The sequence below is a fragment of the Streptosporangium sp. NPDC003464 genome (genome assembly GCF_053588315.1).
The window spans coordinates 1-20,125 of sequence record NZ_JBSFPS010000188.1 but is presented as its reverse complement, the minus strand read 5'-3'; the positions used below and the strand labels follow the sequence as shown (position 1 = coordinate 20,125).

At 70.3% G+C, this 20,125-nt stretch carries 17 protein-coding genes and 1 pseudogene; 7 read left to right on the top strand and 11 right to left on the bottom strand.

Annotated elements, in window-relative coordinates; genetic code table 11:
* From ACWDS7_RS32810 to ACWDS7_RS32780, 7 genes are all read right to left on the bottom strand, one after another.
* The coding region (locus ACWDS7_RS32810) for a RecQ family ATP-dependent DNA helicase (protein ID WP_451932412.1) at positions 1-1,053 on the bottom strand (1,053 nt) is incomplete at its 3' end.
* Positions 1,054-1,223: 170 nt separating this feature from the next.
* Positions 1,224-2,771, bottom strand: coding sequence for an N-acyl-D-amino-acid deacylase family protein (locus ACWDS7_RS32805; RefSeq protein WP_451932411.1), 1,548 nt, complete (start codon positions 2,769-2,771; stop codon positions 1,224-1,226).
* Positions 2,768-4,525 (bottom strand): dipeptide ABC transporter ATP-binding protein, encoded by a 1,758-nt coding sequence (locus tag ACWDS7_RS32800; RefSeq protein ID WP_451932410.1) that lies wholly within the window; start codon positions 4,523-4,525, stop codon positions 2,768-2,770. Before ACWDS7_RS32800 ends, ACWDS7_RS32805 begins: the two co-directional genes overlap by 4 nt.
* On the bottom strand, positions 4,522-5,376 hold the full coding sequence (locus ACWDS7_RS32795; RefSeq protein WP_451932409.1) for an ABC transporter permease: 855 nt from the start codon (positions 5,374-5,376) through the stop codon (positions 4,522-4,524). Before ACWDS7_RS32795 ends, ACWDS7_RS32800 begins: the two co-directional genes overlap by 4 nt.
* Positions 5,373-6,323, bottom strand: a complete 951-nt coding sequence (locus tag ACWDS7_RS32790; RefSeq protein ID WP_451932408.1) for an ABC transporter permease — start codon at positions 6,321-6,323, stop codon at positions 5,373-5,375. The genes ACWDS7_RS32795 and ACWDS7_RS32790 overlap by 4 nt, the downstream gene beginning before the upstream one ends.
* 20 nt (positions 6,324-6,343) lie before the next feature.
* Complete coding sequence (locus tag ACWDS7_RS32785; protein ID WP_451932407.1) at positions 6,344-7,915, bottom strand: ABC transporter substrate-binding protein; 1,572 nt, start codon at positions 7,913-7,915, stop codon at positions 6,344-6,346.
* Between the two features lie 77 nt (positions 7,916-7,992).
* Entirely contained in the window at positions 7,993-9,540 is a 1,548-nt protein-coding gene (locus tag ACWDS7_RS32780; RefSeq protein ID WP_451932406.1) for a serine hydrolase domain-containing protein, read from the bottom strand.
* Positions 9,541-9,703: 163 nt separating this feature from the next.
* Between ACWDS7_RS32780 and ACWDS7_RS32775 the strand changes: the two genes are divergently transcribed.
* From ACWDS7_RS32775 to ACWDS7_RS32760, 4 genes are all read left to right on the top strand, one after another.
* Positions 9,704-10,618 (top strand): pentapeptide repeat-containing protein, encoded by a 915-nt coding sequence (locus ACWDS7_RS32775; RefSeq protein WP_451932405.1) that lies wholly within the window; start codon positions 9,704-9,706, stop codon positions 10,616-10,618.
* A gap of 288 nt (positions 10,619-10,906) precedes the next feature.
* Positions 10,907-11,833 (top strand): TIGR03619 family F420-dependent LLM class oxidoreductase, encoded by a 927-nt coding sequence (locus ACWDS7_RS32770; protein ID WP_451932404.1) that lies wholly within the window; start codon positions 10,907-10,909, stop codon positions 11,831-11,833.
* The gene (locus ACWDS7_RS32765; protein ID WP_451932413.1) at positions 11,830-12,474 is read left to right on the top strand and encodes a hypothetical protein; all 645 of its coding nucleotides are present in this window, start codon (positions 11,830-11,832) and stop codon (positions 12,472-12,474) included. The genes ACWDS7_RS32770 and ACWDS7_RS32765 overlap by 4 nt, the downstream gene beginning before the upstream one ends.
* 234 nt (positions 12,475-12,708) lie before the next feature.
* Positions 12,709-14,058, top strand: a complete 1,350-nt coding sequence (locus ACWDS7_RS32760; RefSeq protein ID WP_451932403.1) for a carotenoid oxygenase family protein — start codon at positions 12,709-12,711, stop codon at positions 14,056-14,058.
* A gap of 66 nt (positions 14,059-14,124) precedes the next feature.
* Here ACWDS7_RS32760 and ACWDS7_RS32755 read toward each other — a convergent pair.
* From ACWDS7_RS32755 to ACWDS7_RS32740, 4 genes and pseudogenes are all read right to left on the bottom strand, one after another.
* Positions 14,125-14,232 (bottom strand): annotated as a pseudogene (locus ACWDS7_RS32755) (IS5/IS1182 family transposase); the annotation flags it as partial.
* A 474-nt stretch (positions 14,233-14,706) separates the two neighbouring features.
* Positions 14,707-15,501 carry a hypothetical protein gene (locus tag ACWDS7_RS32750; RefSeq protein ID WP_451932402.1) on the bottom strand — a complete coding sequence of 265 codons (795 nt, stop codon included), beginning with the start codon at positions 15,499-15,501 and terminating at the stop codon, positions 14,707-14,709.
* A 169-nt stretch (positions 15,502-15,670) separates the two neighbouring features.
* The gene (locus tag ACWDS7_RS32745; protein WP_451932401.1) at positions 15,671-15,934 is read right to left on the bottom strand and encodes a hypothetical protein; all 264 of its coding nucleotides are present in this window, start codon (positions 15,932-15,934) and stop codon (positions 15,671-15,673) included.
* Between the two features lie 270 nt (positions 15,935-16,204).
* Positions 16,205-16,690, bottom strand: a complete 486-nt coding sequence (locus tag ACWDS7_RS32740; protein WP_451932400.1) for an AAA family ATPase — start codon at positions 16,688-16,690, stop codon at positions 16,205-16,207.
* A gap of 38 nt (positions 16,691-16,728) precedes the next feature.
* On the opposite strand from ACWDS7_RS32740, the gene ACWDS7_RS32735 reads away from it, so the two are divergent.
* From ACWDS7_RS32735 to ACWDS7_RS32725, 3 genes are all read left to right on the top strand, one after another.
* A complete protein-coding gene (locus ACWDS7_RS32735; protein ID WP_451932399.1) occupies positions 16,729-17,202 on the top strand; it encodes a MarR family winged helix-turn-helix transcriptional regulator in 474 nt (157 codons plus the stop codon).
* Positions 17,203-17,342: 140 nt separating this feature from the next.
* Positions 17,343-19,082 (top strand): thiamine pyrophosphate-binding protein, encoded by a 1,740-nt coding sequence (locus ACWDS7_RS32730; RefSeq protein WP_451932398.1) that lies wholly within the window; start codon positions 17,343-17,345, stop codon positions 19,080-19,082.
* Positions 19,079-20,038, top strand: a complete 960-nt coding sequence (locus ACWDS7_RS32725; protein WP_451932397.1) for a hypothetical protein — start codon at positions 19,079-19,081, stop codon at positions 20,036-20,038. The genes ACWDS7_RS32730 and ACWDS7_RS32725 overlap by 4 nt, the downstream gene beginning before the upstream one ends.
* Positions 20,039-20,125: the final 87 nt, after the last annotated feature.

The window sequence follows — 20,125 nt, the reverse complement described above, 5'->3', positions numbered from 1 at the left end:
CCCTGCTCGCCACGCCGTACCACGTGGCGGCGGGGCGGGCCCGGGAGCTGGCGCGCGGGGCGGACCGGCACGGGTCGTGCGGGATGGGCGTCGGCCCTCGACGGACTTGGGCAGGTCGAGATGGGCGACGAAGCGCACGTCGGGCTTGTCGATGCCCATCCCGAAGGCGATGGTGGCGACCATGACGAGGCCGTCCTCACGCAGGAAGCGCGCCTGGTTGGCGGCCCGGGTGCGCGCGTCGAGCCCCGCGTGGTACGGCAGCGCCTGGATGCCGTTGCCCACCAGGAACTCGGCGGTCTTCTCCACCGAGGAGCGCGACAGGCAGTAGACGATGCCCGCGTCTCCGGAGTGCTCGGTGCGCAGCAGAGTGAGCAGCTGGCGCCGGGGCTCGTTCTTCGGCGCGATGCGGTATTGGATGTTCGGGCGGTCGAAGCTCGACACGAAGTGCCGGGCCTTCTCCAGGTTCAGGCGGGAGGCGATCTCGGCGTGGGTGGCCTCGGTGGCGGTCGCGGTCAGCGCGATGCGGGGCACGGCGGGCCAGCGCTCGTGCAGCGTGGACAGGGCGAGGTAGTCGGGGCGGAAGTCGTGTCCCCACTGGGCCACGCAGTGCGCCTCGTCGATGGCGAACAGGGAGATCGTGCCGCGGTCGAGCAGCCGCAGCGTCGAGTCGAGCCGCAGCCGCTCCGGAGCCAGATAGAGCAGGTCGAGCTCGCCGTCGAGGAAGGCGGACTCGACCTCCCGGCGCTCGTCGGAGTCCTGTGTGGAGTTGAGGAACCCGGCCCGCACGCCGAGCGCCGTCAGGGCGTCGACCTGGTCCTGCATGAGCGCGATGAGCGGGGAGACGACCACGCCGACGCCCTCTCGCACGAGGGCGGGGATCTGGTAGCACAGCGACTTGCCGCCGCCGGTGGGCATGAGCACCAGCGCGTCGCCGCCGTCGACGACGTGGTCGATGATCTCTTGCTGGCCTTCCCGGAACGAGTCGTAGCCGAAGACGCGGTGCAGCACTCGCAACGCGTCGCTCACTTCGGGACCGCTCACGGGGGTGACCATCGGGTCATTGTATGAGGACCGGGCCGGTCGCCCGGCGTTTTCCCCGGTGCGGGCGGTGGCGGCCCGGATGGCCTCACTACGGCACCCCGACCCCTCCGCCCCTCCATGATCCACACCAAACTACGGGCATGAGCGCAGGAGCACACCCGGCGTGATGCCTGCCGGGACGCTCATCGGCGCCCTGATCGGAGCATCCGGCCACGCCGTACCCCGGTGAACTCGCCGTCGACGATCACGGGTTCGCCCTCAAGGAGGACGTGCACCATCCCGGTCGGACGGACGTCCGGCTGCTCGTAGGTGCCGGCGTGGCCGATCGCGGCCTCGTCGAGGACCACCAGGTCGGCCGCGGCGCCCGGCCCGAGCCAGCCCCGGTCGGCCAGGCCGAACCGGGCGGCGGTGGCGGAGGTGACCTTGCGGATGGCCTCGGCCAGCCCCACCACGCCCTGGTCGCGGACGTAGTCGCCGAGGAACCTGGGGAAGGTGCCGAAGGTGCGCGGGTGGTTCGTCCCGAACGGCAGGCCGCTGTCTGATCCGATGGCCACCAGCGGGTCCGCCATGATCGCGAGTACGTCGTCCTCGTGCATGGTGTGGCACACGGTGGCCGCGTGGGGGTCGGCGATCAGCAGGTCGCACAGCGCGTCCCAGGGTTCGCGCCCGTTCAGCACCTGGGCCAGGGTCCGGCCGGCCACCGCCGGGTCGGTGTGCTCCAGGATCTGCAGGTCCTCGGGGTGGAGCTCGCGCCACAGCCCGACGCCGGTCCCTGACGGCCCCTCGGCCGTGGCCAGCAGCGCGGCCCTGGTGGCGGGGTCGGCCAGCCTGGCGCGCATCGCGTCGATCCCGCCCTCGCAGGCCTCGGGAGGCAGCATCGCGGCCAGGGCGGTGCAGAACGCCTGGTAGGGGTACTGGTCGCCACAGACGTCCACGCCCTGGCGCCTGGCCTGGGCGAGCTTGTCCAGGATCATCTTTGCGGACCCGTGTACGGCACGCCCGGACGCCTTGCAGTGCGACACCTGCAACCTGATGCCGGCGGACCTGGCCACCTCGATCGCCTCGTCGAGCGCGTCGGCCAGGCCCTCGCTCTCGCTACGGCTGTGGGTGGCGTAGATCCCGCCGTACCGGTGGGCGACCAGCGCGAGGGCGACCAGCTCCGCCCTGTCGCCGTAGGCGCCGGGCACATACTCCAGCCCGCTGGAGAACCCGCAGGCTCCCGCCCTGAACGCCTCTTCCACATGCGCGCGCATCATGTCCAGCCCACCGGGTGGCAGCTCCCGATCCATGCCCGCGACCATCAGCCGCACCGTGTTGTGCCCGACCATCGCGGCGAGGTGGTTGCTCGGCCCTGCCGCCTCAGCGGCGTCCAGATACTCGGCGAACGTCGCGAACGTCTGCCCCCCGAGGCTGACCGGGGCCAGCCCCGCCGTGGCCGGGTCGGCAGGCCCCATGGAGAAGCCGCAGTTGCCGACGATCTCCGTGGTCACTCCCTGGAACAGCTTGAACGGCTGGGCGTCCGGCAGGAACGGCACGCTGTCCGAGTGGCTGTGCGGATCCACGAACCCGGGTGCCACGACCAGCCCGTCCACGTCGACCGTCCGCCTGGCCGGCCCGAGCCCGGCGCCGACGGCGGTCACCCGGCCTGCCGAGACGGCGACGTCGGCGGTGATGGGCGGGTTCCCGAATCCGTCGTAGACCTGGCCGCCGGTCAGAATCAGGTCGTTCATGCGTCGCTCCTCGCGAAGGTCGGCACCGAGGCGACGAGCCGGCGGGTGTAATCATGGCCGGGCGAGTCCAGAACGGACGCGGTGACACCGGTCTCGACCACCTTGCCGTGCAGCAACACCACGATGCGGTCAGTGACCTGCCGGACAACGGCCAGGTCGTGTGTGACGAACAGCAGCGCCGTCCCCAGTTCCGAGTTGACGGCACGCAGCAGCTCAAGGATGTGGGCCTGCACCGACACGTCCAGCGAGGCGGTCGGCTCGTCGCAGATCAGCAGCGCCGGGCCGACCGCGAGAGCCCGGGCGATGGCCACCCGCTGCTTCTCCCCGCCCGACAGTTGACGCGGCCGCAGCTTGGCGTAACCGCTCGGCAGGCCGACCAGCTCCAGCATCTCGCCGACCGGGCGCCGGTTCTGCTCCTCGGCCAGGGCGGCTGCCTCTGCCAGGGTCGCGCCGACCGTCATGGCCGGGTTGAGCGAGGTGGACGGGTCCTGAAAGACGCACTGCACCAGGGGCCGCACCTCACGCTGCCGCGCGGCGGGCAGGCGTCGCAGCCGCGTGGTGTCCATGCCGCCGAGCTGGATGCTGCCGCCGCTGGGGTCGACCAGGCCGAGCAGGCAGCGGGCCAGCGTCGTCTTGCCGGAGCCTGACTCGCCGACCAGCCCGAGACGCTCTCCCGGTTCGATCCGCAGATCCACGCCGTCCAGCGCGACGGCCTGGCCGTACCTTTTGCGCAGGCCTTCGACCAGCAGCAGCGGGCCGCCGGAGGAGGCCTTGCGTGCGGAGGGCACGGTCGCGGGCGCGGCGACCGACCCGGTAGGAACCACGTCGTACCTGCAGGCCGTCAGCCGGCCGGAGTCCAGCAGTCGCAGCGGCGGCCGATCGGTGAGGCAGTCGTCCTGCCGTTGGCCGCACCGGTCGGCGAAGGCGCACTGGCAGGCGACGTCCGCGGCCCTGGGGACCGAGCCCGGGATGCCCTCCAACCGGACAGCGGTGCGTTCCACGGCCGGCAGGGCACTGATCAGGCCGAGGGTGTAGGGATGTCCGGGACCGGTGGCCAGAGCCTTGCTCTCCCCTGATTCGAGGACTCGACCGGCGTACATGACCTGCACCCGGTCGCAGAGCTGGAAGGCCACCCGCAGGTCGTGTGTGATCAGGAGGACGGCCATGCCACGGGACTCCTGGATGCGGGCCAGGAGCTGCATGATCTCATGCTGGATGGTCGCGTCGAGCGCCGTGGTGGGCTCGTCGGCGATGAGCAGCTCCGGATCTCCCGCGAGGGCGGCGGCGATGGCGACCCGCTGCCGCATGCCGCCGGAGAGCTGGAAGGGGTAACGGCGCGCCACGTCGGGGTTGGTGATGCCGACCTCGGCGAGGCGGCGGACCACCTCCTGCCTGTCGCGCCTGGCTCCGCGCGGCAGCGACTCCGCGATGTGGGCACCGGCGGTCAGCAGTGGGTTGAGCATCGCGAACGGGTCCTGCATGAGCAGCCCGATCCGCCGGCCGCGGATCTTGCGAAGCGCCCGTTCCGAGGCGCCGATCAGTTCGGTCCCGGAGATCCGTACCGAACCGCCTGCGGTCAGCGTCGGCGGCAGGAGGCCGGCGACCGCCCGCGCGGTCAGCGACTTCCCGCTGCCTGACTCGCCGACCAGGCCCACGGTCTCACCGGAGCCGACCACCAGGTCGACGTCGTCGACGATCCGGCGGTCCGCGAGGCTGACGGTGAGCCCGCTGACCCTGAGCAGCTCGTCGCTCATGCGGTGAGCTCCTTCCCGGCGCTGAGGCGCTCGAAGATCTTGTCGCCCAGGATCGTGGCCGCCACCGCCGTGATCGTGATGAGCAGGGTGGGCGCCACCGCGGCCCATGGGTTGAGGTCGAGGATCGTCCGGTTCTCCTGGATCATCAGCCCCCAGTCCGGGGTGCCGGCCGGCAGCCCGATGCCCAGGAAGGACAGGCCTGACAGGGCGATCAGCGCGAAGACGAAGCTGAGCAGCAGGTTGGAGGTCACCGTCGGCGCCAGGTTGGGCAGCACGTGGCGGAACATGATCCGCCGGTCGGACAGACCCATCGTGCGCGCCGCGTCGACGTAGGCCAGTTCCCGCTGGCTGAGCGCGAGGCTGCGGATCACCCTGATGTCGACGGGGGCGCCGAGCACGATGAGCGCGACCACCGCCGTGACGTACGACCCGCCCGCGACCCCGACCACCACGATGAGGATGAGCAGCCCTGGCAGGGCGAACATCAGGTCGGTCAGCCGCATCATGATCGCGTCCAGCCAGCCCCGCCGGAACCCGGCGAGCAGGCCCAGCGTGGTGCCCAGCGCGGTGGTCCCGGCGGCGATGAAGATCGGGCCGATCAGCGCGGTGCGCGCCCCGGCCAGCAGCCGCGAGAACACGTCGCGGCCGAGGTTGTCGGTGCCGAGCAGATGGTCGGCACCCGGCCCCACGGCGCCGAGTGCGGCGTTCTGGGCGCCGGGGTCGTAGGGCGCCAGCCACGGGCCGAGCAGCGTCGCCAGCGCGATGACCACCAGCACGACCAGGGAGATCAGGCCCAGCACCCGGCGGGGCGCGATCCTGCTTCCTGCGGCCGGCGCCGCCACGGCGCTCACGCCTCCGCCCTCGTGGAGGCTCCATGCCTGACGCGCGGGTCGACCACCATGTAGGCGAGGTCGACGAGCAGGTTCACCGCGATCACGACGGTGCCGCCGAGCAGGACCAGTGCCTGTACCAAGGGGATGTCCTTCTGGTTGACGGCCTGGATCAGCAGGCTGCCGAGGCCGGGCAGGCTGAATGCCTGCTCCACGAAGACCGCGCCGGTCAGGTTCCCCGCGGCCAGCAGCCCCGCGACGGTGAGCACCGGCAGAGCGGCGTTGCGCAGCGAGTAGCCGCCCCAGATCCGCAGCCGCGACAGCCCTCTGGCCCTGGCGAAGGTGACGTAGTCCTGGCCGCCGACGTCCAGGGCCGCGGCCCTGGTCTGCCGGATCACGATGGCCGCCTGGCCCATGGCCAGGGCGGTCGCCGGCAGGACGTAGTTGCTGATCTGGTCGGAGCCGTAGATCGGCACCCACTGCAGCGCCACCCCGAAGGTGTACAGCAGGACCAGCGCGATCCCGAACGGCGGGAAGGCCAGCGCGACCAGGGTGCTGAAGGTGATGCCCTGGTCCAGGGCACCGCCGCGGCGCAGGCCGGCGGCCAGCCCCGCCGGGATGCCGACGGCCAGGGTCAGCAGGATCGCGAAACCGGCCAGCGTCGTGGTGACCGGCAGCCGATCGCCGATCACCGACAACACCGGCTGCCGGAAGTAGATGGAGCTGCCGAAGTCTCCCGACAGCGCCCCGGTCAGCCACTCCCAGTAACGCACGGGGAAGGGTTCGTCCAGGTGGTACAGCGCGCGGATCGCCGCCCTTGTCTCGGGCGTGGAGGCCCGATCGCCCAGCAGTGCCTGCTCGGGCCCGCCCGGCGCGAGGGCGAGCAGCGCGTAGGTGAGCACGGACAGCGCCAGCAGCAGTACCACCACCGCGCCCAGCCGCTTGGTCGCCACTTTGGCGAGGTCCATCTGCCTACTCCGCTCTGTGCTCAGTTGCCGGCAGGCTTGATGGAGGCAATTTGCTGGATCGTCCAGGGGCCGATCTTCTCAGTGAACTTCTCATTCAGCGCAATACCATAGTGAACGTAGTAGAGGGGGACATAGGGCATCTGCTTCGCGGTCTCGGTGAGGATCTCCGTCACCGCCTGCTTGCGCTCCTCGCCCTTCAGGCTCAGCATCCGGTCCAGCCTGGTATCCAGCTCGGGGCTGGTGTACTGGGCGAAGTTGAAGCCCTGCGGCTTGGCCGCGGTGCTGCCGAGCAGGTCGGGTAGCGTCTCGCCGGGGTCGGGGGTGCCGTAGCCGAGCTCCGAAAGACTCAGGGTGAGGTCCTCGTGGCGGAAACGCTTGGCCCGCTCGGCATCGTGCGGCATCCCCTTGAGCTCCACCCGGATGCCGATCTTGGCGAGGTCGGCCGCGATCGACTGGAGCGCGTCGACGCGCTGATCGTCGGTGGCGTAGGTGACCTTGATCGTGAAGCCGTCGGGGTAGGCCGACTGCGCCATCTCGGCCTTGGCCGCCGCCAGATCGTGCGGGTAGGCGGGCAGCGAGGCGATCACCTGCTCGTGCGCCTTGCCGTACAGGGCCTGGAGCTGCGGCAGCGGCAGGATGGTCGAGGCCGCCGACGCCTTGTCGCCGACGGCGGTCCGCTGGACGGCCTCGCGGTCGACCGCGTGCGCGATGGCCCGCCTGACGTGGACGTCGGACAGGTACTTGTCCTTGACGTTGAGCGCCAGGAAGGCGATCGCCATGCCGGGGTAGAAGCGGACCTTGACCTGCTTCATGCCCTCCCACTTGCGGGCGTCCTGCGGCGGGACCTCCATGGTGCCGTCCACCGAGCCCGACGCGATCGCCAGCCGCAAGGCCTCGGGCTCGCTGATGGCGGTGATCTTGACCTTGGCCATGGGAGCTCGGCCGCGCCACCACTTGTCGTTGCGTTCGAGGGTGAGCCCGTCGACGCTGAAGGAGGCCACCTTGTACGGGCCGGTGCCCAGCGTGGGAGCCTCCGGCGTACCGAGGTCGGCGGGGTGGGCCTCGGCCAGTTTCCTGGGCACCACCTGCCAGACGAGCGCCATGTTGAAAAGGAAGGTGGGGTTCGGGCTCTTCAGTTCGACCGTCACCTCGTGCTCGCCGGTGGCCTCGACCTTCTTCACCAGGGTCACCGCGCTGGCCGCCTGGGAGGCGATCTTGGGGTCGGTGTGACGTCGCAGAGAGTAGGCGACGTCGTCGGCGGTCATCGGGGAGCCGTCGGAGAACACCACGCCGGAGCGGAGCTTGAAGACGTAGGTGCCGGGCTTCGGCTCGGTCCACGACTCGGCCAGCGACGGCTGGATCGAGCCGTCCTCGCCGAGCGTCACCACCGTGTCCAGGATGGCGAACTGCGCCAGGGTGGACGAGGTGTTGAAGCCGTGGGCGATGTCGAGCACGTTCGGCGGGGCCGCGGTGGCCAGGGTGAGCGTGTCGGCGTTCGCCTTGCCACCACCGCCGCCGTTGGTGGCGCAGCCGGATAACAGCAGGACGCCACACATCGCGCCGGCCAGCAGAGATCGGAGCTTGGCAGACATCGAATACCGCCTTGTGTGGGTTGGGATGTGATATGGAGTGGTGCTACTTCGCCCCCGTGGCGTCAGTCCGTACGTGCTCAGGCCGTGAGGTTGAGCCCCGGTGGCACACCGACCGGGCGGGTGCCGTCGGGCTGGCGGACGAACCGCAGCCGGTATGTGCCGGGGATACTGACCAGGAGGTCGTCGCCGTCCGGGCGGAGGGTGACCATGCCGGCGGAGAAGCAGCCGCCGGGGGCCGGCTCGATCGGCGCCACCAGGCTCAGCCCGAGCTCCAGGACACCTTCATCGGTGATCGTGGCCAGGGTTCCGACCTCGGGGCTGAGGTAGACGGCCGCCGGCAGCATGGCGCCTTCGACCGGCGCCGCACAGGGCAGGAAGGCGCGGGCCCGTCCCGGGGCGTAGATCGACCCCGCCCTGATCTCGCCGTCGATCACCTGCAGCCGGTTGTCCCCACCGTGCCAGGTCCCGTCGCTCGTGAGCGCGAACGTACCTGAGAGGTGGCCGCCGCCGGTCAGCGTGATCCTGCCGTCGTCCGCCTGCTCGACCTGGAATGTCGTCTCGGTGCCCGAGTCGTGCCAGAACCCGCTCAGCGCCTCGGCCGCCGCCTGGTCTTCGACGAGGGCGGGCCGGGCCTCGTCGGGCAGCCCGGCGGCCAGGCGCAGCGCCTGGTAGCCGACTCTGCCGGGGTCGATCGAGGTGTTGTTGGTCAGCACCGCGATGCCGATGCCCTGCTCGGGCAGCAGGAGCAGCTGAGAGAGATAGCCAGGCGCGCCGCCCGCATGGCCGAACGCGGGCTGCCCGCTGACCGTCGTGTGGTAGATACCGAGGGCATACGGAGCATCCGTGTCGTCCCGTTCGAGCAGCGCGTCGCGTACGTCAGCGCCGAGGACCCGGCCGTCGTGGAGGAAGCCGAACCACGGCCCCAGGTCGGCGACGCTGGTCACGATCATGCCGTCGCCGACGGCGCACTCCTCGGTGTCCGCGCGGCGCACCCCTTGCTCCGAGACGTCATAGCCGTAGGCGTACCTCGCCAGCGGCTCCTGGCTGTCGTCACGGAAGTGGGTGTCGGTCATGCCCAGCGGGGTGAACATGCGCTCGGTCGTGAACGCGCGCAACGACTGCCCGGTGATCCGTTCGATGGCGGACGTCACGAGGATGTAGCCGGTGTTGGAGTAGGAGAAGTCAGTACCCGGCTCGAAGTTGACCTCGGCCAGCCCGGCGACGAAGGCCAGCGCCTGGGCTTGCGTTATCCGGGTCAGCGACCGGCCGGCCAGCATGGACAGGGACAGCCACTCCCGCAGGCCACCGGTGTGACGCAGGCACTGGGCGACGGTCACCGGCACGGACAGCTTGAGCTCCGGCAGGTGCTTGCGAATGTCGTCGTCCAGCGAGAGCCGCCCGTCGCGGCACAGCAGCAGGGCTGCCGTGGCCGTGAACTGCTTGCTCATCGACGCGATGTCGAACCGCGTCCGGGTGTCGATCGGCACCTCGAACTCCACGCTGGCCATTCCGGCAGCTGCGTGGTGGATCAGCTTTCCGTCGGAGTAAACCCCGATCGCGAGCCCGGGACCTCCTGGCCGCACCGACGAGTGCACCAGGTCAGACAACCTCTCTGCGACATCCATGCCCGACATGGTGGCAGGGGGGTGAAGCGCCGAAGTTTGTCAGAACACCCAAAGTAAATGGTCGGGACATTGGCCTGCGCGACCAAGTGCCGCGCTCGGCCGACCGCTGCTGACGTGTGGACGGGGCCTCCCCCTGAGATGTGGACACCTTGAGTGCCAGATCATGGAGATCTGGAGACCGAGGAGTTCCTGGTGGCCATGGAGGTCCACCCGCCCGAGTTCAAAGCCGACGCCGTCGCGCCGTACCTGGCAGATCGCCGAACGCAACGCCGCGCTGGCCGAGCAGGTGGCCGACAACACCAAACACGACGCCACCGAACGCCGGGTCACCGACCTGTACACCAAGGCCGCCGAGCAGCTCGGTCACGAGGCGGCCGCTGTCCGGCTGGCCGGCCTGTACGCGCTGGAGCGGATGGCCCAGGACAACCCCGGGCATCGGCAGACCATCGTCAACGTGATCTGCGCCTACCTGCGCATGCCGTACACACCGCCTGAGCCCGCACCCGCCCCTGATCCCGAGCGGGACCGCACGGCCGCGCTGCGGGTGGCCCGGCGCCGCTACCAAGCCGCCCGCGCCGGCATCGCCCCGCCCGCCGAACCCGCGCCACGGCAGGAGAGCGACGACCGGGAGGGCGAGCTGCAGGTGCGGCTGACCGCCCAGCGCATCCTGACCACCCACCCGCACGACGACCGCCCCGCAGACCAGCGCTCCACCCTCCCAGCCGCACCGCCCTCCTGGGAGGGGATGAGCCTGGACCTGACCGGCGCCACCCTCCTCGACTTCGACCTGGTCCGCAGTCACGTCACCGACGCCGTCTTCGACAAGGCGACCTTCCATGGGCCCGCCCGGTTCGGCGAGGCGACCTTTCATGAGGACGCCCGGCTCGGCAGGGCAACCTTCACCAAGGGCGTCTGGCTCGACGGACCCGCTTCAGCTGAGGCTTTCGACGGGGTTGTGGTGGTCGATCCCGCAGCCGCTCATGCGTGGCCGGACGGGTGGCGGCTGAGGACGACGCGGGAGGGAGCGGGCCGCCTGCTCCGGGAGGAGACAGACGGCGCCCCGCCCCAGGGCGCCTGACCGCAGGCGGCGGGCCGGCGGTGACGCATTCAAGGCGGACACTGGACAGTGCACAGGCACTGTCTGGTCAATCTTTCAGCGCTGAGACTCCAAGATCGTTCTCAGCGCTGACGGCTGTCCGCAGGTTCCTCAACCCTGGGATGCCAGCCTGCTCCAAGTCCTATCCAAGGGGTGTTGCCTAACGTCTCCCTGGACGCTCGACCAAGAGCGTCCAGGGATTGAGATGCGTACGCAATATGCGCCTCGGTCCTGCCCGGCTTTCCATGGCGAATTACCAAGGAACTTCTCATGCAGATCGGATACGCAGTCCCGCAGTACGGTGCTTTCGCCGACCCGGATTTCATCCGGCAGGCCAGCACGGACCTGGAGGCCATGGGCTACAGCAGCCTGTGGGCGGGTGATCGAATCATGGTGCCGCTCGCACCCAGCGATCCCTACCCAGGAGGAGACGGCGAGATCCCTCCGGCCTTCGCAACGTTCTTCGACCCGCTGACCGCATTGACGCTGGCCGCGGTCAGCACACGGGAGGTCCGGCTGGGAACCAGCACGCTCAACGCGCTGTGGCAACCGCCGGTCCTGCTTGCCCGCATGCTGACCTCGCTCGACCTGCTCAGCCGCGGACGGCTGGACGTCGGCATCGGTCTCGGATGGCTGCGTGACGAATACACCGCGACCGGGGTGCCCTGGCAAGGGAGGGGAGGCCGGCTCGAAGAGACGCTCGACCTGATGGAGGCCGTCTGGAGCAGTGAGGTGGTCGAGCACAAGGGCACGCTCTGGACCGTGCCGCCGTCGCACATCGACCTCAAGCCCTTCCAGCGGCCGCGCCCCCCGATCCTGCTCGCCGGTTACACGCCCCCGGCTCTGGAGAGGATCGGCCGGCGAGCCGACGGTTGGCTGTGCGCGGCGATGCCCATGTCCTATCTGACCTCCCTGTGGGATGTGGCGCTGCAGACCGCGGCACGCGTCGACCGGGACCCGTCGGCCCTGCGAATGGTGGTGCGCGTCAATCCGCAGATCACCGATTCCCCCGCGCCCGACGACCAGGTGCCGCACGCCGGAACCGTGCAGCAGATCGGTGACTACCTGCTGACCCTCGCCCAGGCCGGTGCCCACGAGGCGTTCGTCGACCTGCAGACGACGACGTCCTCGCGCGGTCAGTTCCTGGACGTCGCGCATGAGCTCATCACCAGGCTGCACGCCGGCGCTTTCACCTGACCTACACCCTCCAAGGCATGCGCAAGCTGCTGATCCGCAACGGCTACACCTGCCAGATCCCGGCCGTTGTTGATCCCCCTTGCGGGGGAGCCAACTGGTCCCCCGGAGGGAGGTTCCGGACCCGGGGCTGTTCCAGGCTCAGCAGCATGACCTCGATGAAGTCCCCCAAGGCTATGTGGTTCGGAATCGCTGCGCTGGCTCCCTACATCCTGATGAAGACCTACTGGGCGTTCGGCGGGAACGCCGGCCGACCGGCCGGTGATCTCGGCGCTGGGATGCGCGCCAACGGCGCACCCGAGGCACTGGTGTGGATGGAGCAGCACGGGGTCGACTTCACCGTGCTGGGCGCCCTCGGCGGGGTGTTGCTGCTGACGGCGCTGGCCCGCCCCTGGGGTGAGCGGCTGCCGCGCTGGGCACTGCCCGTCCCGGGCTGGGTGGGCGCGCTGGCCCTCACCCCCTACGGTTTCGCCACCTTGATCGCCTCGGCCGTCGGCTTCACGGTCGGCGACGCCGAAGGCTGGTCCCCTTGGGTCGGCTACGTGGGCGGACTCGCCTTCGCCGGCCTGGGCCTCTCACTCGCCATCTGCACCCGCTCCTACCAGCGCCGTACCCGCCCCTCGGCCGTCCTCGCCCACTCCTGAGCATCTTCGCTCCGTCCGTCCGCAGAGGGAGCTCCCGCGGACGCCGGCGAGCCGGGTGCCCGCGCCGGTCTCGTCACGACCTCCGTCCGAGCCTGCCGCCGAAGATCCTCGCACCGCCCTGGCCTGCGCGTACGCCGGGCGGCTGACGGCGTCCGGCAAAACAAGACTGTTCTTCGCGGATTTCCCCGCGCATGGTTGTCGGCGTCCCCCGACCACGCCGACAGGAGATCCACCATGGCCGAGACCGTCCCGCCGCATCTCGCGGGCAACAACGCGCCGATCGCGGAGGAGGTGACGCTGGAGCCCGCCAGGGTGACGGGCGAGATCCCCGCTGAGCTGTCGGGCCAGTTCTTCCGCAACGGGCCCAACCCGCGCACCGGCTGGTCGCCGCACTCCTTCGCGGGCGACGGCATGATCCACACGATCGCGCTGGACGGCGGCCGGGCACGCTGGTACCGCAACCGGTACGTCCGCACGCCGCTGTACGAGCACCCCGGCGAGTCCCGGTTCGCCCTCGCCTTCGATCCCGGCACGGGCCGGATCGACTACCGGGTGACCACAGCCAACACGCACCTGATCGCGCACGCCGGCAGGCTGTTCGCGCTGGAGGAGGGCGGCTTCCCGTACGAGGTGACGCCCGACCTGGCCACCATCGGGGCGTACACCTTTGACGGGACACTGCAGACGCCGATGACCGCGCACCCGAAGACCTGCCCGATCACCGGTGAGCTGCTGTTCTTCGGCTACCGGCTGCGCCCGCCGTACCTGACGTACTACCGCGCCGACGCTGCGGGGAAGGTGGTGCAGACGCGGGTGATCGACGTGCCGCGGGCGACGATGATGCACGACTTCGCCGTCACCCGCGAGCACGTGATCTTCCTGGACCTGCCGGTCGTCTTCGACGCGGCCCAGGCCGCCGCCGGTGCACCGCCATGGCGCTGGGACGACGCCCATCAGGCCAGGTTCGGCGTCCTGCCGCGCACGGCCGGCGACAACGCGCCCGTACGCTGGTTCGACATCGCGCCGTGCTACGTCTGGCACACCATGAATGCCTTCGAGGACCCCGCCACCGGCACGATCACGGTCACCGGCACCCGGGTGCCGTCGCTGTGGCGCGGCGGCCCCGAGGACGTCGGCGGCGGCCTGCCCACGTTGCACCGCTGGACCCTGGACCCGCGCGCGGGCACGGTCGCGGAGGCCCCCATCGACGACGCGCCCAGCGAGTACCCGCGTGTCGCCGACAGCGCGATCGGGCTGCCGCACCGCTACGGCTACACCACCAGCTTCGCCCTGGAGGCCGAGCCGGAGCGGTCGGAGATCTACGCCTATGACCTGGCCGACGGCGGCGTACGGGCGGTGCACCGCTTACCGGCCGGGCACACCTGCGGCGAGGCGGTGTTCGTGGCGGCGGGCGCGGCCGGGGAGAACGACGGCTACCTGATGACCTTCGCCCACGACCGGGCCACCGACCGCAGCTACCTGGCCATCCTGGACGCCGCCGACCTGGCTGCGCCGCCACTGGCCGAGGTGCATGTCCCGGTCCGCGTCCCGGCCGGCTTCCACGGCAACTGGATCCCGGCCTGAGCATCGGGGCACCGTTCGGTGAGTCTCAGTGATCCTCAGCTGAGCGGTCGCGCGGATAGGTGACGGTCACCGGCGTCGATGGGGCTGGGCGTCCCAGCGGTGAGTGCGCCAGGCTCGGCGGATCAGGTTACGGACGGTGATGATGGCCTCGGCGAGGTCGGAGAAGGCCTCCACGTTCCCTGGAGGACGATCCCGGCCGAGATCGTCACCGCCACCAGGTCGTGGCACGCCTGGCCGCTCGCCTACCTGAAGGGCAGCTTGTGGGACCGTATGGACGAATTCGCGGAGGATCCCGACCTCGACAAACTCGCACGCCAGTTGATCATGGCCGCCACCCGTCCAGCCATGCATCACGCTTCGTGTGGTTGATCGCCATAGCCCCGCCGAACTCGGCGGTCCCGGTGAAGGCCGCCCCGCCGAACCGGGCCTCCCCGGTGAAGGCCGCACTGTCAAACAGGGCGTGAAAGACCATGCCTCGGCGTCGCCCCCGGGCGGCTGGATCGTTGACCGGGGTGAGGTGGGCCGGGGAATGCCCGGCCATGGGTGAGGAAGGGGCGCCATCTACCAGGCGTACCGGGACGGGATGGAGAACCTGAGCCGACGGGGGCGGCGAGGTACTTCAGTTGGCTGTGTGTCAGCCCGCTTCAGTCAGCGGCCCTGATCGATGACGTCGTGGAGGTACTGCATGGCGAGCTTCTCGGCATGGTGGCGCCGTTCAACGATCGTTCCACCGGCATCGGACCATCGGCGGTAGAGATCGACGGTGGCGAGGAGCGCCCGTCCTGCTCCGTGACGGTCGTAGCCGCACAGCGTTGCCTGAAGGGCGTGCGCCTCTTCGGGCGCGATGGTCTCCAGGTGGCGTACACCGCGGGGGATCGCGCCCACCCGGCGGGCGGCCAGGGGGCCGAGCACGGTCTCGCGCAGGTAGGTGAGGAAGCTGATGGTCTCGAACAGTTCCCCGCGGCCGAGCTTCGTCGCGCCGTAGTGCACCCAGACCCAGAACCGGTCCTCGATCCACTGGAGGTCGAACGCCGGAGTGACCGGCAGCTGCTGGGCGAGGGCGCGGGCCAGGAGGCCGTCCCGGTCCCACAGGATCTCCAGGTCCTCGATCCGCTCGGCGAAGTCGGAGGCACGGACGAACTTGAAGTCGACGTGCAGGAGGGGCGGCCCGACGAGCGTGATGATCACGCGCGGCTCGCCGACATGCTCCCCGGTGAATCCGGCCACCAGCGAGGCCCAGGAACCGATCAGCACGAGCCGCTCCCGCATGACCGCGTCGTACGCCTCGTCATCGATGACCAGGATCAGGTCCACGTCCGAGTAGACATCGGGGCGGCCTCCCACGATCGACCCGGTGATCGCCACGCCGGCCACGCGCGCATCCTGCCGGATCCGAGGAAGCGTGTCGCTGAGGAACCGGCTGTGCAAGGAGGGGACGTCCATCTGCTTTCCTTCCGATCGGAGCAAAGCAGATCAACGTAACACTCAGCCGGGCGGGAATCGCAACCCGAATTTCTCACAAACGACGGCATCTTTAATGGGTCAACGCACCACCCATGGATGATCATGTAGCCGTGGAGGTGTGTGTGCGTGACTACGGGTTTTCACCCGCTCAGCAAGACGAGATCTGGCGGTGCTGCAGGGATCGGGCGGAGCGGTGGTCGCCGTTGGCACCCAAGTAGTTGAGGATCGCGCCCATGGCGTCGGAGCCGGCGTCCAGGACAGCTTGGGCGTGTGGCAGCAGCCGAGCGTAGACCGGCCAGGAGGAGATGCGCTCGGGGTCGTCGGGCAGGGCGGCTTGCAGCAGGTCGACGGCGGCGCCGTGGTGGGCCGCGACGTCACCAGCGGCGAGAAGGGCAAGAACGTCGACGTCCACGCTTATCTTTAGTGACTCTAAGTGATCAGTCACTTAAGACAAGTAACATGGGCGCGTACTTGCCCTCACAGTATTCGGGGGGCTTCCGGCATGTCAGGCATGTCAGGTGCACCGCCTCGGTACTACCGGCCTGAGCGGGCACCGGCCCGCGACGCCTGCTGACCTCATGAGCCAGGCACAACGACAAGATCTGACCGGTCTTGGCCCTGCCGGGGAGACTTACAGTGGCCGAGTCCCCTGACCCGTCTCACCCCACACCGCAAGCACCGATCATCCACGTTGACCCAGAAGCGGCTCGTCGAAAAGAGCGAGCTCGTCAGCGTCCGGAGCCTGGAAGATCTCCACATACTCCTCAAGCAGCTCGCGGCTGACCGGGGCTGTCCCACCGTTACGGGCTTCCAGACGGCGGCACAGCTCGTCGACCGGCGCAGCAAGGTAATGCAATTCGACGGGAAGACCGAGTGCGCGGGCTCCCAGACGCTTCTCATCGCGCTCAGCACGCGCCCAGAAGCCGAACTCCAAGATCACACTCTGCCCTAGCCTCGACAGATCCTGAGCATGCTCCCAAAACCGCCGCTCAAGCCGGTCGCGGATGTTCTCGTCGAACAGGTCGATGCCGAGATCAGCCATCCATTCGTCCGGACACAGCCGCACCGCAGGAAGCTCTCTCGCCAAGCGCTTGGCCAGTGTCGTTTTCCCGGAGCCAGGCAGCCCGCACAGCAAGATCAGCCTGGGTTCAGGGCTCACATCATCCATCAGGCGCCTCTACAGCACCGCAGCAAGGTCACCACGGCATGCTCGCGCAACAGCCCCAGCAGACGGAAATGGTTCGCCCCGCGCGGAGCCCGCTTCTCAGAGTGCTGTCGGCCTACGCCGCGGCCGCCGACCCGGTGCCGGCCGCCACCACCGTCCTCGAACTGCTGAGCCCCGCTCCCCTCGGGCAGCTCGCTCTTGCGCAGGCCGTCGGGGTGACGCCCAGCGTCGTCGTGGACGTGCTCGACAAGCTGGAGGCCGTCGGCGCCCTGCGCCGGGTGCGTGACAGCGCGGACCGGCGGCGGCAGGTCGTGGAGATCACCGATGACGGGCGGGCCCTGGTCCTGTCCGCCACCCGCCTGGCCGAGCAGGTCGACGCTGAGCTGCTCGACGCCCTCGACCCCGCGCAGGCGACGGCCCTGCGGAAGATCCTGGTCCGCGTCGCCACCGCCCAGGACCTGCCCGTCACCCAGGCCGCGCCGGGCGGCGGCCGTACTGCCGCGCCGTCCGGTTGATCCGGATATCGGCGACAGATCCGAAAACTCCCCTTTCAAGGGGATGTGATGTCAGTCTGGGGAGTGATGACCTGCGGACAGGCATGCGATGACCATGTCATCGGATGATGCGCAGTTCAGGTTCCCCAGGAGGCATGTCGGTGCGGAGCATCGGAGCACGGTCCCAGGACGGGACGACCGTGGCGGAGTTTCTTCTCGACCGGCTCGACGCCATGGGCGTGGACGCGGTGTTCGGCATCCCGGGCGGGAACATATCCGCCTTCATCCAGGCCCTGCGCGGACACCCGAGGATCAGGTTCGTCATCGCCTCCCACGAGGGCGGGGCGGCCTTCATGGCGGACGGGTACGCTCGCTCGACGGGGAAGCTGGGTGTGTGCCTCGTCACCGCCGGCCCCGGCGCCCTCAACGCGCTGACCGGCGTCGCCTCCGCCCACCGCGACCAGGTCCCGCTGCTGGTGGTGGGCGGCCAGGTCCCGACGGACCGCTTCGGCCTGGGGGCCATCCAGGACAGCAGCGATCTGGGCGTCAACACGGCCGCGATGTACTCCCACGTGACCGGATACTCCACCGGCGTGAGCGACCCCGGCTCGTTCCCGCGCGTCCTCACCCAGGCGATCAACGTCGCCACCGGCCCCCGCCCCTGCGCCGCCTACCTGGCCGTCCCCGCCGACCTCGCCCGCAGACCCGTCGGGAACGGGGCCGGGACCGAGAAGGTCTCGGCGGCGCCGCGGCGGCCCACTGTGGAGCTCGACTCCCGGGAGGCGCGGCGCGTCATCCGGACCCTCTCGCAGGCACGGCGCCCCTTGATCTTTCTGGGCGGCGGCGCGAGGGAGGCGCTGCGGTCCGGCCACTCCTCCTTCCGGCGGCTGGTCCACGCGTTGGGGGTGCCCGTCGCGACCAGTCTGCGCGGCAAGGGCGTCTTCTCCGAGAGCGACGACCTGTCGCTCGGCGTGCTGGGGATGGCGGGCACCGAGCGGGCGGCGAGCTACGCGGCGGCGGGGATCGACGCCCTGGTGGTGATCGGCAGCGGGCTCGGGGAGTGGGCGACCAGAGGCTACGACCGGGCCTTCACCGGCGCCTCGACCTATTTCCACGTCGACCTGGACCCCTCGGTCTTCGGCCGGTTCCTCGAAGGCGGCGATCATCTCCACGTCGACGCCGAGGTCTTCCTCCGCGCCCTCTACCGCGAGCTGCCCCGCTCCGGCGGGGCCGCCCGAGCCGTCCCCGCCGCGGCCCGGCGCCCGCCGTACGGGCCGGTCCCCGCGGCGGGCGGGTCCGGCGTGTCCCCGGCGGCGGTGATGCTCGCCCTCAACGACCTGCTCACCGGAGAGGAGGATCTCTACGTCGACATGGGCAACTGCACGGCGTGGGCGACCCATTACCTGGTCGTGGACCCGCCGACCCGCATCTTCTACCCGTGCGGGCTGTCCTCGATGGGCTGGTCGTGCGGCGCGGTCGTCGGCGGGAGGATCGGCACCGCGGAGCGCGCCGCGATCGCGCTGCTGGGCGACGGCTCGTTCCTGATGAACGGCAACGAGGTGCGGACCGCGGCGAAGAACCGGGTGGGGGCCGTGTTCGTCGTGCTCGACGACGGCTACCTCGGCATGGTCAACCACGGTGAGCACGAGCAGAGCGGGGGCGCCTTCCCCCTGGACGACGACCACTACGGCCTCGGGCCGGTGGACCTCGTCCAGTTCTCCCGCGCGCTCGGCGCCGACGCCCACCCCGTCGGCGACGTCGCCGCGTTCCGGGAGGCGATGCGCGCGGCCCGGGCCGCGGCGGCCGGGCGGTCCCGGCCACAGGTCGTCGTCGTCAAGACGGACCACCGGGTGAGCCCTCCCTACGGGGAGCGGTTCACCGCGGTGGCGGGGGACGCGTGACGGCCGGGGGGCCGCGCGCCGGGATCGGCATCGCCGGTCTGGGGTCGGCCCTGCCGGGGACGTCCGTGGCGGCGGGATCCACCGCGTCCGCGCCGTCGGCCGAGAGCGAGCTGTTCAGCGGGGCCCGCACCCGCCGGGTCCTGGGGCCCGGGGAGGCGGTCGAGGACCTGGCGGTGTCGGCCTGCCGCCGGGCCCTGGAGAACGCGGACGTCACCCCGGAGCAGGTCGACGGCCTGTACGGGTACATCACCGTCCCCGAATACCTGAGCCCGAACGGGCTGTTCCGCGTCCACCGCGACCTGGGGCTCGGACGCCACGCGCTCGTGGTGCCGATCAACTGCGAGTTCGGCACCTTCGTCATGGCACTGGCCCTGGGCTGGGAGGCCATGCGAGGCGGGCGTCTCGCCCACACCCTCGTGACCGTCGGGTCGAACTGGAGCCGCCATGTGGACAGCCGGAACCCGCACGCGGGGACGATAGGGGACGGCGCGGGCGCGGCCGTGCTCCGCCGCTCCACGCGCATGGTGATCCTCGACTGGATCTCCGACACCAACAGCGCCGAGTACGGCGCGATGACGATGGCCGTCCGCCCGGACGACGGCGGCACGGCCCGGCCCACCTACCGGATCGAGCCCGACTCCGGGGTGGCGGCCTTCCGGTCCTCGGGGATGGACGGGCCGCCTGACCTCGTCGAGCGGTTGCTCGACCGCAACGGGATCACCGCCGGGGAGGTGACGGTGATCGGTCACCAGGCCTCCGACGTCCTGATCGACCACTGGAAGGAGCGCCTCCGCCCGGCCCGCTACCGCGACACGCTCAGCCTGTACGGCAACCTCACCGTGGCCTCCGCCGCCGTGACGCTCGACGCCTCCGCCGACGCCCTCGACACGCCGTATCTGGTCGTGTTCGGCGTGGGCATCGGCTCGTACCAGATCGCGATGCTGATCAGACGGTAGGACCCGGCGCCGGTGAGGACCTGCGTGGGCAATGCCGCCATGAGGAGTCCTTCCAGGTCAGCGGAGGTAGAGGCTGGCGTCGACGAG